This window comes from Aeromicrobium chenweiae, from assembly GCF_003065605.1.
Classification (GTDB): Bacteria; Actinomycetota; Actinomycetes; order Propionibacteriales; family Nocardioidaceae; genus Aeromicrobium; species Aeromicrobium chenweiae.
The window spans coordinates 2,824,809-2,837,421 of the sequence record NZ_CP026952.1 but is presented as its reverse complement, the minus strand read 5'-3'; the positions used below and the strand labels follow the sequence as shown (position 1 = coordinate 2,837,421).

The following is a 12,613-nucleotide window of genomic DNA, read 5'->3' as shown; positions in this document are numbered from 1 at the left end:
ATGGCCGAGATCTTCTCGCTGGAGTACCCACAGTCCCTCGGGATCTACGACAAGTACGCCGACGCGCAGAAGGCCGTCGACTACCTGTCGGACGAGGACTTCCCGGTGGAGAACGTGCTGATCGTCGGCACGGAGCTGCGCCAGGTCGAGCGGGTGACGGGGCGGCTGACCTGGGGGCGCGTGCTCTCCGCGGGCGCCGCGTCCGGCGCCTGGCTCGGGCTGCTCATCGGCCTGGTCCTCAGCCTGTTCGCCGAGGGCAGCTCGGCCGTCGCGACGATCCTCGGCGGCATCGCGTTCGGCATCGTCTTCGGCCTGATCTCCGGTGGCCTCGGCTACGCCGCGACGCGCGGGCAGCGCGACTTCAGCTCGGTCCAGAAGGTCGTCGCCACGAAGTACGAGATCCTCGTCGAGCACAAGCACCTGTCCGCCGGCCAGGCGCTGCTCGCCAAGATGCCCGGCAACACTGCGAACCCGTTCGCCTGATCCCGCACCCAGGAGCGTCTCCGCAATGACCACCAAGACCAACGCCGGCAACTTCTTCGAGGACTTCAAGGTCGGGCAGGTGCTCGAGCACGCGACGCCCCGCACCGTCACCGAGGGCGACCGGGCGATGTACGGCGCGCTCTACCCGACGAGGTTCGCGGTCGCCTCCTCGGCGGAGTTCGCCGCGTCCGTCGGCCTGTCCCCGGCCCCGGTGGAGGAGCTCATCGCGTTCCACATCGCGTTCGGGAAGACCGTCCCGGACGTCTCGCTCAACGCGGTCGCGAACCTCGGCTACGCCGAGTGCCGGTTCCACCGTCCGGTCGTTCCCGGCGACACGCTGCGCACCTCCTCGGAGGTGATCGGTCTCAAGGAGAACTCCAACGGCAGGACCGGCGTCGTCTACGTGCGGTCCACCGCGACCAACCAGCGTGGGGAGGTCGCGCTCGACTGGGCCCGGTGGGTCATGGTGCACAAGCGTGACGCCGCTGCCCCCGCGCCGGAGACGGTCGTCCCCGAGCTCGCGCCCGCGGTCGACCCCGCCGATCTCGTCATCCCCGAGGGACTCGACTTCAGCGCGTACGACTTCGCCGCGGCCGGCGAGACGCACCGCTTCGACGACTACGAGGTCGGCGAGACGATCGACCACGTCGACGGTGTGACCCTGACCGATCCCGAGCACATGCTCGCGACCCGGCTGTGGCAGAACACCGCGAAGGTCCACTTCAGCACGGAGGCACGGCCTGACGGCACCCGTCTGGTGTACGGCGGACACATCATCTCGATGGCCCGGGCGCTGTCGTTCAACGGCCTGGCCAACGCCCAGCTCATCGCCGCGATCAACGCCGGGGCGCACACTGCGCCGGCGCTCGCGGGCGACACGGTCTACGCGTGGTCGGAGGTGCTGGACAAGGCCGACACCTCCGCGCCCGGCGTCGGAGCCCTGCGGCTGCGACTGGTCGCGACCAAGGGGCGTGACTCGACCATGACCCTGCGCGGCGAGGACGGCAAGTACGCACCCGGGGTCCTGCTGGACCTCGACTACTGGGCGCTCGTGCCGCGATGAGCTCGCCGGCCGACCTCGAGGACCAGCTCTGGCTGGTGCGCCACGGTGAGACCGAGTGGAGCCGCAGCGGTCAGCACACCTCCACGACCGACCTGCCGCTCACGCCGGTCGGGGAGGCCGGTGCGCGGACGCTCGCGCCGGTGCTCGCCGAGTTCGACTTCGCGCAGGTGCTGACCAGCCCGCGCCAGCGCGCGCGGCGTACCGCTGAGCTGGCCGGCTTCCCCGACGCCGAGCCCGACGAGGACCTCGCGGAGTGGGCGTACGGAGACTACGAGGGCCTGACGACGCCGGAGATCCAGGAGTCCGTGCCCGGTTGGTCCGTCTGGTCCCACCCGAGCCCGAACGGCGAGAGCGCCGCCGAGGTCGCCGAGCGCCTCGACCGGGTCGTCGCCCGGGCACGTGCGGCGCACGGCAAGACGCTCGTCTTCGCGCACGGCCACTCCCTGCGGGCGCTGGCGGCCCGCTGGCTGGAGGTCGACGTCGCCGAGGGGCGCCACTTCGCGCTCGACACCTCGACGATCTCGGTGCTGGGAGTGGACCGCGGCACTCCCGTGGTCCGTCGGTGGAACGTCCAGCCGTGACCCGCCTCGTCGCCGCTCTCGCCGCAGTGCTCATGGCGCTCGCGGGCTGCGGCGGCTCGTCCTCGGACGCGGGGACGCCGAAGAAGGCGGCCACGACCATCGCCCCGGCCGTCCGCACCGTGGCCGAGCTGGAGGCCGCACTGCCGCGCACGAACCAGGTCCCGGGAGGGGACAAGAAGGTCTTCGCGTGTCCCGGGGAGGCGTTCTGCCGGGCGCACCGGAACAGGGTGAGCGTGGGCGTGGAGCTCGAGCCGTCGCTCACCGGCGAGCAGGTCAAGAAGCGTTACGGCGCCTACGTCCTGCCGGAGGACCTGCAGGTGACGGCGGAGGCCTGGAAGGACCCCTCTGCCGCCGAGCGGGCCGTGGCAGAGGGTCGCGCGAAGGAGGAGCCCTTCGTCGGCAACTTCGCGACCAAGGGCGAGAACACCTCGGAGACGTCCTACTCCTTCGGCTCGAAGGGTGTGGGCACCATCGACGACCTGACGATGGGCGGGTGGCAGGGCTACGTCGGGCGGCGCGAGGAGGTGCTGACCAATCCGCAGGGCCACACCGACTCGGGGCCGGTCGTCCGCGTCGCCATGCATCTTTGGAACGGCAACACGACGCTGCAGGTCGTCGCGTCGGTGCTCGACGCCGAGGAGCGGGCCGGCGACGCCGAGGCGCTGGCGCGCAAGGTCACCGAGGAGTACATCGGTCGTCTCGGGTGAGCGCCGGTCGGAGCCGATAGCCTGACGCCGTGCGCATCGACCTCCACACCCACTCGAACCGTTCGGACGGCACCGACAGCCCCGCAGAGCTCGTCGCCAACGCCAAGGCGGCAGGCCTGGACGTCGTGGCGCTCACCGACCACGACGCCACCACCGGTTGGGACGACGCGGTGGAGGCGGGGGAGTCGATCGGCCTCCACGTCGTGCGCGGCATCGAGGTCTCGACCTGGTTCCACGGGGAGAGCGTGCACCTGCTCGGCTACGAGTTCGACCCCACCGACGTCCCGCTGCTCGCCGAGCTGGACCGGGTGCTGGGCGGGCGTGAGCAGCGCCTGCCGCAGATGCTCGCCAGGCTGGCCGAGCACGGGATCGACATCACGATGGCCGACGTCGCCGCGCAGTCGGTCGACGCCGCGGCCTCCGGGCGCCCGCACATCGCCGACGCCATGGTCGCGAAGGGCTACATCGCTCACCGCGACGAGGCGTTCCGGGGCTGGCTCAACTCCGGCGGCAAGGCGCACGTGGAGCGGTACGCCGCGCCTCTGATCGAGGCGGTCCGGCTGCTGAAGGCCGCCGGGGGCAAGGCCGTCGTGGCCCACCCGTGGTCGCGAGGCAGCGACAAGGTGCTGACCGCCGACGCGTTCGAGACCCTGGCTGAGGCGGGTCTCGACGGCATCGAGGTCGACCACAACGACCACGACGAGGAGGCGCGACGCGGCCTGCGCCGGATCGCCGCCGATCTCGACCTCGTGACGACAGGCTCCAGCGACTATCACGGCACCGGCAAGAGCGAGGCGTTCCACCTCGGCGCCCACACGACCGATCCGGAGGAGTACGGGAAGCTGCTCGGATAGCGCCGCGGGACTGCCTTGCGGCGTCGCGCCGTGCAGCCCCCGCCGTTCGCTACGGTGGGCCCATGGGTGACAACGTTCGAGACGCAGGTGTCCCACGCGCTGTGGACGGGCGAGGTGCCCGGGGCATGGACCGCCGGTGAGCGTGGGCGTCACGGTCGAGCGGCTGCTCGACGAGGACCTCTTCCGCAACGCCCTTGTCGGCGGCGGCTCCGGCATCGACAACACGGTCGCCTGGTGCGTCCCCTTCCTTGCGCCTGAGACGATGTCCATCGACTCGGGGGACGAGTACAGCGGGGCGGCCGTCCACCTCCCGCTGGGCCAGTTCTCCGCTGGGGACGTCGGGGAGATCGTCCACAGGCTCGCCGAGCACGGCGCCGCCATGCTCGTCGTCTCCTGCGTCGACGAACGTGACCAGGACGATCTCCTCGACGCGATCCAGGCCGCCGACGAAACGGGGGTCCCGCTGCTGGCCGTCGGTTCCCGCGTCACCTTCCGCGAGGCGAGTCGGCTGGTCGCGACCAAGGTGCTCGCGCAGGACACGCACGTGCTGGAGTACGGGATCCGCGTGCACCGCATCCTGGGCGACGTCTTCGCACGCGGCGGCGGCCTGGCCGCACTGGCGCAGACGATGGCACAGCTGTCCGACACCACCGTCCTGATCGTCGGGACCAACGCCGAGCTGTTGACCGAGGCGTCGCCCCCGAGCAGTCGTGCCGGGCTGGCTCCCGCCGCCGTCGACCGCATCGTGGAGCTGCTGGCGACGCCGGCGCGGACCAACAGCATGGGCGTGGGGCACGACGTCGAGGTCGTCACGATGGAGATCGACGGTTCCACGATCCAGGCGGTTCTCGCGCCCGTGCGCATCGCCGGTGCTCCCTACGGCTTGCTCATCCTCGTCGAGCCCGGGCATCCCGTCCCGCAGCACGACCTCGCTCAGCACCGGGTGATGATCGAGCAGGGCGTGAGTCTGACCGGCAGCGAGCTCCTGCGCATGCAGTCGGTCCGCGAGGCAGAGGAGCGCGCCCGCAACGACTTCGTGCACACGCTGCTGCACGGCCGTTTCACCGATCAGCTCGAGCTCGTGGCCCGGGCCGAGCACTATCGGTTGCCCGTCGACGGGCGATTCGCGGTCTTCATCGTGACCACGCCGGCGTTCAACCCCCAGGACGCCTTCGCGCATCGCATCGGCCGGGAGGCCGAGCGAGCCGTCCAGTCCGTGGCTTCGGACGACCTGTGCACGCTGACGGCGATCATCGGGTCGATGGTGGTCGTCGTCAGGCAGATGAGGGGGCGTCGCGGTCCGGACCGCGACCCCGGACGGGTCAACGAGGAGCTCATGACCTTCGGGACCCAGCTGCATCGCGCCATGCGGCAGCGCCTGTGGGACGACGTGCGGGTCTCGTACGGGCGTCCGTTCAACGGCGCGATGGGGGTGGCCATGAGCTATCGGGAAGCGCGGACCGCAGATGGCCTCGCTCGACGGGTGAACGCCGCCGAGGTGTGCTCGTACGCGGATCTGCGCGTCTTCGCCGCGATCGAGGAGGCGGCCACCAGTGCGGCCGGCCAGTCGTTCGCCGCCGAGATGCTCACGCCCCTCAAGCGGATGGACGGCCAGAGCGGCAACCTCGAGGAGCTCGTGCTCGCCTACATCGAGGAGTCCGGAAACCTCAACGCCACGGCTCGTCGACTGCACCTGCACCGCAACACGATGCTCTACAAGCTGGAGAGGGCCTCCCGTGCGCTGCAGATGGACGTCCGCACCACCGAGGCGCAGTTCATGGTCTGGCTCGCCCACCACATCACCGCGCTGAACGACGTGGTGGGCGCTCTCGACGAGGAGCTGTCGCCGCCCTCCTGACCGACAGATCGTTCAGTGCACATCTCACAGGGAGCAGGCCGATCTTCGGGCACTATGCCCGTAGAGCCGGATTCGGGGGATGCGGCAGTGTGGAGGCTGACCGAACCCGCACCGTCCCGACATCATCAGGAGCGCCTGTACATGCACAAGATCTACCGCATCACCCTGGACGACGCCCTCCCCGTCCTCGCGGCAGCCCGGCGCAAGGCCGAGGAGATCGGCGTCAAGCAGACCATCTGCGTCGTGGATGAGAGCGGCCAGGTGATCGCCCTGCACCGTCTTCCGGGCGCCAGGCTGACAGGCGTCGACATCTCGATCGCCAAGGCGTTCACGGCCGCCGGCCACGAGAGGGCGACGCACCTGTTCAACGAGCCGCCGAACGGACCGGCGCTGCCCGGCAACGAGGCCTTCGGGATCAGCCACATGCTGCCCGGCAAGTTCGCGATCTTCGTGGGTGGGTTCCCGATCGAGCACGACGGTCAGATCGTCGGCGCCGTCGGTGTCTCGGGCGGCAACGGTGAGCAGGACAAGGCTGTCGGTGCTGCGGCCCTCGCGGCATTCGCCGAGCACGTCGCGGCCAACCCGCCGGCCTGACCGGGCCGTCCACCGGCCGGGTCAGCGAAGACAGGTCAGCTCGACCTCGACGCAGGCCCCGCCGGGCAGGGACGCCACACCGACGGCGCTTCGCACCACGGCTCCCCGCTCCTCGCCGAGCAGGGTCACCAGCTGTTGCGAGGCGCCGTCGGCGACTCGGCTGTGATCGGTGAAGCCGTCGACGGCGTTGACGTAGACGGTCATCCGCAGGGCTCGGCCGATCGCATCCGTAGACCCCAGGAGCTCGGCGACCGCCGAGACCGCGTTGGACACCGCGAGGGCAGCGGCTGCACGTCCCTCGTCGAGGGTTATGTCGTCACCGATCCGACCGGCGTGGCGCAGGACACCGTCGACCCGGGGTGTCATGCCGGCGGTCATCACCAGGTGGTCGGTCGCGGTCGCGGTGCGGTAGGCGCCCTGCGCGCGCGGCGGACCCGGGAGATCGCCGGTCGAGGGGACAGAGCGAGACGAGGGCTGATCAGATGGCAAGAGCCACACCTTCCATGCGTGGGTCTGCGCCCGCCCGGAGGACGCCGTTCTCGTGGTCGACGGAGATCGCCATGGCCGAGCCGCCAGGGCCGCCCACCTGGGTGGGCAGCACCTTCACCGGGTGTCCCCACGCCGCCAGCTGGTCCAGCGTGTCCTGGGGGATTCCGGTCTCGCACCGCAGCTCGTCAGGCTTGTCCACGACGTCCGCGTCCGAGCCGGGGAAGACGGTGAATCGGGGGAGCGACACCGCGGTCTGCGGGTCGACCCCGTGGTCGAGGAGGTGGCTGATCACCTGCATGTTCCACTGCACCTGCCCGTCGCCGCCAGGACAGCTGCCCACGTGCAGCAGGCCCGTGGTGGGGTGGTCGACGGCCCACGCGTTAAGCGTGTGCAGGGGCTTGCGGCCGGGTTTGACCTCATTGGGATGGCCATCGATCAGGTAGGCGCCGCGGCCGAGCCGGTTGTTGAGCACGACTCCGGTGCCCGGGACAGTGACCCGCGAGCCGAAGGTGAACGCCAGCGAGTGGATGAAGCTCACGGCACGGCCGTCTTCGTCGACGCAGACCGTCGAGGTGGTGTCGCCGGTTGGGTGAGCTGGTCCCGAGCTGCTTGCGCGGTGGCGTGCGATGTCGGCGCGTGCCTGCCCGATCGCGTCTGCGGCGAGGACCTGCTGCCAGCCGTCGTTGTCCGATCCGCACCGCGCGTGGCGGTCGCGGAAGCCGAGGCGGAACGCCTCTGCCATCCAGTGCACCGACTCGGCGTCCAGCAGCCCGCGGTCCCGCAGCATCCCGTCGCAGATGGCGGCGGCCTGCAGGACCATCCACCCCGCACTCGGGACCGGTGTCTGGTGGATCGTCGCGGAGCCGTACGGCGTCGCGATCGCGTCCATGGGCGCCACCTGTGCCCCGGCTGCCCACTCCCGGCCGCTGAAGCGCGCCCCCGCGCCGGTCAGATGGCTCAACGCGCGGTCGCCGAAGCTCCCGTCATAGAACCCTTCCCGCCCCTGCGCCGCGGCGGCGACGAAGTCGGCGAGCTCCCGGAAGGCGAGTCGCTGCCCGACCTCAGGGACGCCGCCGTCAGGCCTCAGGAACATCGCGGCCGCGCCCGGGTCCCGGGCCAGGTCCGCCGCGTGCTCGGTGATGTCGAGACGGGTCTTGAGCGTGCACGGGACACCCTCGGACCCCAGGCGGACCGCAGGCGCCCACAGCTCCTCCAACGACCGGGTCGCGCCGGCAGCGTGCAACGCGCGGACGGCCGCCAGAGCGCCGGGCACGGCGACCGCGAGCGCTCCGGAGAGCGGGATCGCGTGGTGTCCCTCGGCGCGGTAGAACTCGGTGGTCGCACCGTCGGGACCCAGGCCGCTCCCGTTGAGCGTCCACACCCTTCCGTCCGGCTCCCGGACCAGCACGAAGGCGTCACCACCGATGCCGCACTGGCCGGGAAGGGCCATCCACGCCGTGGCAGCCATGGCGAGGGTCGCATCGATCGCGTTGCCGCCGTCGACAAGGACGCGCGCACCCGACGACGAGATGAGGGGGCTGCTCGAGGCCACGGCCCCTCGCGTCCCCAGCACCTCGACCTTGTCCTGAGCGACCCGTCGGACTCCTGTGGTGGAGCGGCTCATGGGCGCGATCAGCCTGCGGTCGGCTTGCGACGGCGGGGGCCGCCGGACTTCACGTCGGCCTCGCTCACGCCGACGAAGACCTCACCGTTCTCCTCGCGCACCGGGTAGACCTGGATCGGCTCGGTGGCGGGCGGGTAGACCGGGGCTCCGGTCTCGAGGTCGAACACGCTGCCGTGGCAGGAGCAGCCGAGACCGTCGTCCACGAGCTTGCCGCTGCTGAGCAGGCAGTCGAGGTGCGTGCAGTAGTTGCTGGTTGCGTAGGCCTTGCCGTTGAGGCGGGCGACGGCGCACTCGAGCTCGTTGACGTAGAACCGGCGGACGTAGCCCTCCGGGACCTGTCCGGAGCGCGCGACCCGGTGGAACTCCACCTCGGACGACGGGGCGTCAGCGGTCTCGGCGGAGGACTGCGGCGTGTGGTTCTGGGTGTCGGGGGTGGGGTTGACGTCGGTCATGGCGCGCCTCTCAGGCTGAGATGTAGATCGTCTTGTCGGTCGTGTAGAAGTGCATCATCGTGTCGCCGGCCTGCTCCTTGTGGGTCTGGGTGCTGGACATCTTCACGCCGCCGAACGGTGCATTCATGGCCATCCCGGTCGTGGCCTGGTTGACCTTCACGACACCGGCCTCCACGTCGCGGGAGAACTGCATCGCGCGCCCCATGTCCCTGGTGGCGATGCCGGCCGAGAGCCCGTAGGGCGTGCCGTTCACGACGTCGACGGCCTCGTCGTAGGAGCCGACGGTGAGGAACGACAGGACAGGCCCGAAGATCTCCTCCTGAGCCAGCCGGTCTGTGGGGCCGACGCTGGTGAAGATCGCGGGGCGGGCGTAGTAGCCGTCGGTCAGCTTCTGCTCGCGCAGCGGCGTCTCCAGCCGTGCGCCGGACCGATCCTGCAGGAACTCCTGGTACTTGTCCCACTGCGCCCGGTTGGCAAGTGGCCCCATCGTTGTCCCGGCCACGAGCCCGTCGCCGACGACATGGGCCTGGGCGCGCTCCAGGACGCGGTCGAGGACGCAGTCGGCCACCGACTCGTGCACCACCACCCGCGACGTCCCGGTGCACGCCTGGCCGCTCAGGCCGAACGCGCCCTTGGCGATGATGTCCGCGGCCTTGTCGAGGTCAGCGTCCTCAAGGACGACGAACGCGTTCTTCCCGCCCATCTCCAGCTGACAGCGCACCGACACGGAGACCGCCGAGTGGATAGCCTCTCCCACGGCGGTGGAGCCGGTGAACGTCACCGCGGCGACGCGGGGGTCACTGACCATGGCACGGCCCACCTCGCCGTGGCCGTGCACCAGGGCGAGCGCACCACCGGGCACACCCGCCTCGACGAGCGCCTCGACCAGCCTCTGGCCGGACAGCGGGGTGACCTCGCTGGGCTTGAATACGACCCCGTTGCCGGCGGCCAGCGCCGGACCCAGCTTGCGCGAGGGGATGTTGAGCGGGAAGTTCCACGGCGTGATCGCCGCGACCACGCCAACGGGGGAGCGGGACGTGAGCACCCAGCTGCCGTCGGCGGTCGGGTAGGTCGAGCCCGTGAGGCGCAACGACTCACCCGCGTAGTAGCGCAGGTTCTGGGGCGTCCGGCGTGTCTCCATCCGGGCCTCGGCCAGGGTCTTGCCCTCCTCGCGCACCAGCTCCTCGGCGATGTCGTCCGCACGCTGGGCGAGGATGTCGGCGGCCCGGATGAGCACGTCCGCGCGCACCTCCGGGGCCGTGTCGGCCCAGGCGTGATAGTTCTCCGACACGTGACCGACCGCTTCCTCGACGTCCGCTGACGTGGAGTCCGGTGCGGTCACCACGTGCTCGTCGAGGTGCGCCGGGTTGTGCCGGTCGAAGGTCTTGTCCGAGCGGGATCCAGCCCACTCTCCACCGACGAAGTTGCGTGCGGTGGTCAGCTCGGTGTGGGTCACATCTGCTCCAGGAGATCCATGAGAGGGGCGGTCTGGTCCGTGAGGACGCGCGGGTCGACGGGCACCTGGGCCGCGATCAGCTCGCGGGCGACCATGATGTCCTCGGCGCCGTTGACGGCGAAGGCTGCGGTGAGCCGCTGGTGCTCGTCGAGGAAGAACGCCCCCCAGGTTTCGTCGCCGGGCGTCCCGCGCAGGATCGGCTCGGCGCCGTCGACGTCGGCGTGACCGACGAACTGCAGGTTCGCCCCGTATTGGTCCGACCAGAACCAGTGCGGGTCGGCGTAGACCGTCTCGCGCCCGATCATGTTGTTGGCTGCGGCCGACGCCTGCTTGCTCGCGTTGTCGAAGTGCTCCACCCGGATGTGCTCGCCGTAGAGCGGGTGGAAGTGGTTGGCCACGTCGCCCGCAGCGTAGACGTGCGGCATGCTGGTGCGGCAGTGCTCGTCCACGACGATGCCGTTGTCGACCGCGATGCCTGAGCTCACGGCGACGTCGACGTTCGGGACGATGCCGATGCCGACGACGACCACGTCGGCGACGAGGCGGCCTTCGGGGGAGGAGACCACGACCTCGTCGCCGTCCTCCTCCAACCCGGTCACCTGGAAGTCGAGCCGCAGGTCGACCCCCGCATCGTGGTGCATCTGCGCGCAGGCCTGACCCAGTCGGGTGCCGAGCACTCTCTGGAGCGGTGCCGGCCCGGCCTCGAGGATCGTCACGTGGGCGCCGAGCGCCCGGGCGCTCGAGGCGATCTCGGCCCCGATGAAGCCGGCGCCGACGACGATGAGCCGGGTCCCCGGCTGGAGTCGGGAGCGCAGGGCGTCCGCGTCCGCCTTCGTGCGCAGGTGGACGATGCGCTCGCCTTCGGCGTCGTGGAGCCGGCGGGGGGTGCCGCCGGTCGCGATCAGGATGCGGTCGGCCGGGAGTATCGTCCCGTCCTCGAGCAGGACCGCCCTGTCGTCGGCGCTGATCTTGCTGGCGCGGACCCCCGTACGCACCTCGACGCGCTGCGCGTCGGTCCAGTCCTCGGGGAGCAGGAAGAGCCCCTCCTCGTCGCCGTGCGTGAGGTACTCCTTGGACAGCGGCGGCCGCTGGTAGGGCCGGACCGGCTCCTCACAGACGAGGACGATCGCGCCGTCGTACCCGCGCCGGCGAAGGGTCCGGATGGCCACGGCGGCGGCCTGGCCGCCGCCGATCACGACGATGTTGTCGACGTTCATGCTTGCTCCTTCACGGGCAGCAGGCTCACGTGGATCGTGCCGTCGTCGTCGGTGCGTACCGGGTATGTCGGCTGGCAGCCGTCCTGGTCCTCCGGCTCACCCGTGGCGGGGTCGAACTTCCACTGGTGGCCGGGACAGATGACCTTGCCGAACAGCAGTGCGCCCTTGCTGAGCTGTCGCTGCTCGTGGATGCAGATGTCGTTCATCGCATACACGTGACCATTGATGTAGAACAGCGCGACAGGGGTGCCGGCCACCTCGACCGACTTCTTCTTGCGAGCGGCGAGGTCCTTGATGGTCGCCACGGCGTGCCAGTCGGACATGACGGACCTGCTTCCGGGTTGGGGATTCGTGTTGGGGGAGAAGCCGGGCGCGGCCGGCGACCGGCCGCGCCCGGGACCAGGGTGTGCGACTACGAGACGGGCTGCAGGTCGGGCGCGACGTACGTGTCGTAGAGAGCCTTGGTGTAGCTGAAGCGCATCTCCGCGCCCCAGCGCACGAACTGCAGGCAACGCTGCTGCAGGTACGGCGTGTCGGCGCCCTCCAGCACGATCTGGTAGCCGCGCTCGCCGTGCACCACGTCGGAGGTGATGTGGAGGTCGAAGAACTCGATCTCGTCCTCGGTGAACTTGTAGACCTCGCGGAGGGGGACGATCTGCTTCGTGTAGATCGCGGGCACCTGCGACTCGAGCCCGACCACGAGCGCCGCGGTCGCGACGACGTAGTGCTCCCGCATCGCGGTCGCGTAGCACCATGCCTGGAGTCCGCGGGTGACAGCGTTGCACGTGTTGGGGTCCTCGATCGCCTCACGGGTCGTCCCGCAGACCTCGCCGAAGCGGACCAGCAGGTCGGTGTGCCGGATGTCGGCGAGCTCCTCCTCATACATGTTCTGCAGGAGGAAGTCCTTGGCGTCGGTCATGTGGTCCGGGGTGTTGGCGTAGATGTACGCCAGGTAGTCCGCGAACGGTCCGACATAGTTGAAGTGGTTCTCGGCCCAGCGGGCAAAGTGCCGACGTTCGAGCTTGCCATCGGCCCAGGCCTTGCTGAACGAGGCGTTGGAGGCCTCGCGGCCCTTGATCGCGTCCTCGAGTGCGGCGCGGAAATCTTCGTGAGAGAGCAGTTCGGTCATGTGCCGGCCCTTCCGGGATGTGCAGCCGGGCGAAGTGCCTGACTGGCCTGGGTGTCTGACGTCATTCATGCTGCCGGGCCGCGGCGCTGGGGTCTACAGTCACAAT

Annotated in this window: 14 protein-coding genes; 7 read left to right on the top strand and 7 right to left on the bottom strand. The window is 70.3% G+C overall.

Annotated features, from left to right (window positions below; translation table 11 throughout):
* The 7 genes from C3E78_RS13735 to C3E78_RS13705 all read left to right on the top strand — a co-directional run bounded on the left by C3E78_RS13735 (position 1) and on the right by C3E78_RS13705 (position 6,140).
* A complete protein-coding gene (locus C3E78_RS13735; RefSeq protein ID WP_108579293.1) occupies positions 1-483 on the top strand; it encodes a YflT domain-containing protein in 483 nt (160 codons plus the stop codon).
* A 25-nt stretch (positions 484-508) separates the two neighbouring features.
* Entirely contained in the window at positions 509-1,546 is a 1,038-nt protein-coding gene (locus C3E78_RS13730) for a MaoC family dehydratase (protein ID WP_108579291.1), read from the top strand.
* Entirely contained in the window at positions 1,543-2,127 is a 585-nt protein-coding gene (locus tag C3E78_RS13725; RefSeq protein WP_108579289.1) for a histidine phosphatase family protein, read from the top strand. The genes C3E78_RS13730 and C3E78_RS13725 overlap by 4 nt, the downstream gene beginning before the upstream one ends.
* Positions 2,124-2,834 carry a hypothetical protein gene (locus tag C3E78_RS13720; RefSeq protein WP_108579287.1) on the top strand — a complete coding sequence of 237 codons (711 nt, stop codon included), beginning with the start codon at positions 2,124-2,126 and terminating at the stop codon, positions 2,832-2,834. The genes C3E78_RS13725 and C3E78_RS13720 overlap by 4 nt, the downstream gene beginning before the upstream one ends.
* Before the next feature lie 29 nt (positions 2,835-2,863).
* Entirely contained in the window at positions 2,864-3,688 is an 825-nt protein-coding gene (locus C3E78_RS13715; protein ID WP_108579285.1) for a PHP domain-containing protein, read from the top strand.
* Positions 3,689-3,824: 136 nt separating this feature from the next.
* Positions 3,825-5,546 (top strand): helix-turn-helix domain-containing protein, encoded by a 1,722-nt coding sequence (locus C3E78_RS13710; RefSeq protein ID WP_108579283.1) that lies wholly within the window; start codon positions 3,825-3,827, stop codon positions 5,544-5,546.
* Between the two features lie 141 nt (positions 5,547-5,687).
* Entirely contained in the window at positions 5,688-6,140 is a 453-nt protein-coding gene (locus C3E78_RS13705) for a GlcG/HbpS family heme-binding protein (protein ID WP_108579281.1), read from the top strand.
* 21 nt (positions 6,141-6,161) lie between these two features.
* Here C3E78_RS13705 and C3E78_RS13700 read toward each other — a convergent pair whose 3' ends face one another.
* The 7 genes from C3E78_RS13700 to C3E78_RS13670 form a co-directional block, all read right to left on the bottom strand.
* Positions 6,162-6,629 carry a RidA family protein gene (locus C3E78_RS13700; RefSeq protein ID WP_168217183.1) on the bottom strand — a complete coding sequence of 156 codons (468 nt, stop codon included), beginning with the start codon at positions 6,627-6,629 and terminating at the stop codon, positions 6,162-6,164.
* Complete coding sequence (locus C3E78_RS13695) at positions 6,619-8,253, bottom strand: gamma-glutamyltransferase family protein (protein ID WP_108579277.1); 1,635 nt, start codon at positions 8,251-8,253, stop codon at positions 6,619-6,621. Before C3E78_RS13695 ends, C3E78_RS13700 begins: the two co-directional genes overlap by 11 nt.
* Positions 8,254-8,261: 8 nt before the next feature.
* On the bottom strand, positions 8,262-8,705 hold the full coding sequence (locus C3E78_RS13690) for a Rieske (2Fe-2S) protein (protein ID WP_199906828.1): 444 nt from the start codon (positions 8,703-8,705) through the stop codon (positions 8,262-8,264).
* Positions 8,706-8,715: 10 nt separating this feature from the next.
* The gene (locus C3E78_RS13685; RefSeq protein WP_108579275.1) at positions 8,716-10,161 is read right to left on the bottom strand and encodes an aldehyde dehydrogenase family protein; all 1,446 of its coding nucleotides are present in this window, start codon (positions 10,159-10,161) and stop codon (positions 8,716-8,718) included.
* A complete protein-coding gene (locus C3E78_RS13680) occupies positions 10,158-11,378 on the bottom strand; it encodes an NAD(P)/FAD-dependent oxidoreductase (RefSeq protein WP_108579273.1) in 1,221 nt (406 codons plus the stop codon). Before C3E78_RS13680 ends, C3E78_RS13685 begins: the two co-directional genes overlap by 4 nt.
* Positions 11,375-11,701 (bottom strand): Rieske (2Fe-2S) protein, encoded by a 327-nt coding sequence (locus C3E78_RS13675; protein ID WP_108579271.1) that lies wholly within the window; start codon positions 11,699-11,701, stop codon positions 11,375-11,377. Before C3E78_RS13675 ends, C3E78_RS13680 begins: the two co-directional genes overlap by 4 nt.
* A gap of 89 nt (positions 11,702-11,790) precedes the next feature.
* On the bottom strand, positions 11,791-12,507 hold the full coding sequence (locus C3E78_RS13670) for an iron-containing redox enzyme family protein (RefSeq protein ID WP_108579269.1): 717 nt from the start codon (positions 12,505-12,507) through the stop codon (positions 11,791-11,793).
* Between the last annotated feature and the right edge of the window lie 106 nt (positions 12,508-12,613).

Excerpts from the sequence above, each read along its gene's own strand:
- C3E78_RS13735 (WP_108579293.1), top strand. The coding sequence starts at position 1 with ATGGCCGAGATCTTCTCGCTGGAGTACCCACAGTCCCTCGGGATCTAC.
- C3E78_RS13695 (WP_108579277.1), bottom strand. The coding sequence starts at position 8,253 with ATGAGCCGCTCCACCACAGGAGTCCGACGGGTCGCTCAGGACAAGGTC.
- C3E78_RS13730 (WP_108579291.1), top strand. The coding sequence starts at position 509 with ATGACCACCAAGACCAACGCCGGCAACTTCTTCGAGGACTTCAAGGTC.
- C3E78_RS13690 (WP_199906828.1), bottom strand. The coding sequence starts at position 8,705 with ATGACCGACGTCAACCCCACCCCCGACACCCAGAACCACACGCCGCAG.
- C3E78_RS13725 (WP_108579289.1), top strand. The coding sequence starts at position 1,543 with ATGAGCTCGCCGGCCGACCTCGAGGACCAGCTCTGGCTGGTGCGCCAC.
- C3E78_RS13705 (WP_108579281.1), top strand. The coding sequence starts at position 5,688 with ATGCACAAGATCTACCGCATCACCCTGGACGACGCCCTCCCCGTCCTC.
- C3E78_RS13680 (WP_108579273.1), bottom strand. The coding sequence starts at position 11,378 with ATGAACGTCGACAACATCGTCGTGATCGGCGGCGGCCAGGCCGCCGCC.
- C3E78_RS13670 (WP_108579269.1), bottom strand. The coding sequence starts at position 12,507 with ATGACCGAACTGCTCTCTCACGAAGATTTCCGCGCCGCACTCGAGGAC.
- C3E78_RS13675 (WP_108579271.1), bottom strand. The coding sequence starts at position 11,701 with ATGTCCGACTGGCACGCCGTGGCGACCATCAAGGACCTCGCCGCTCGC.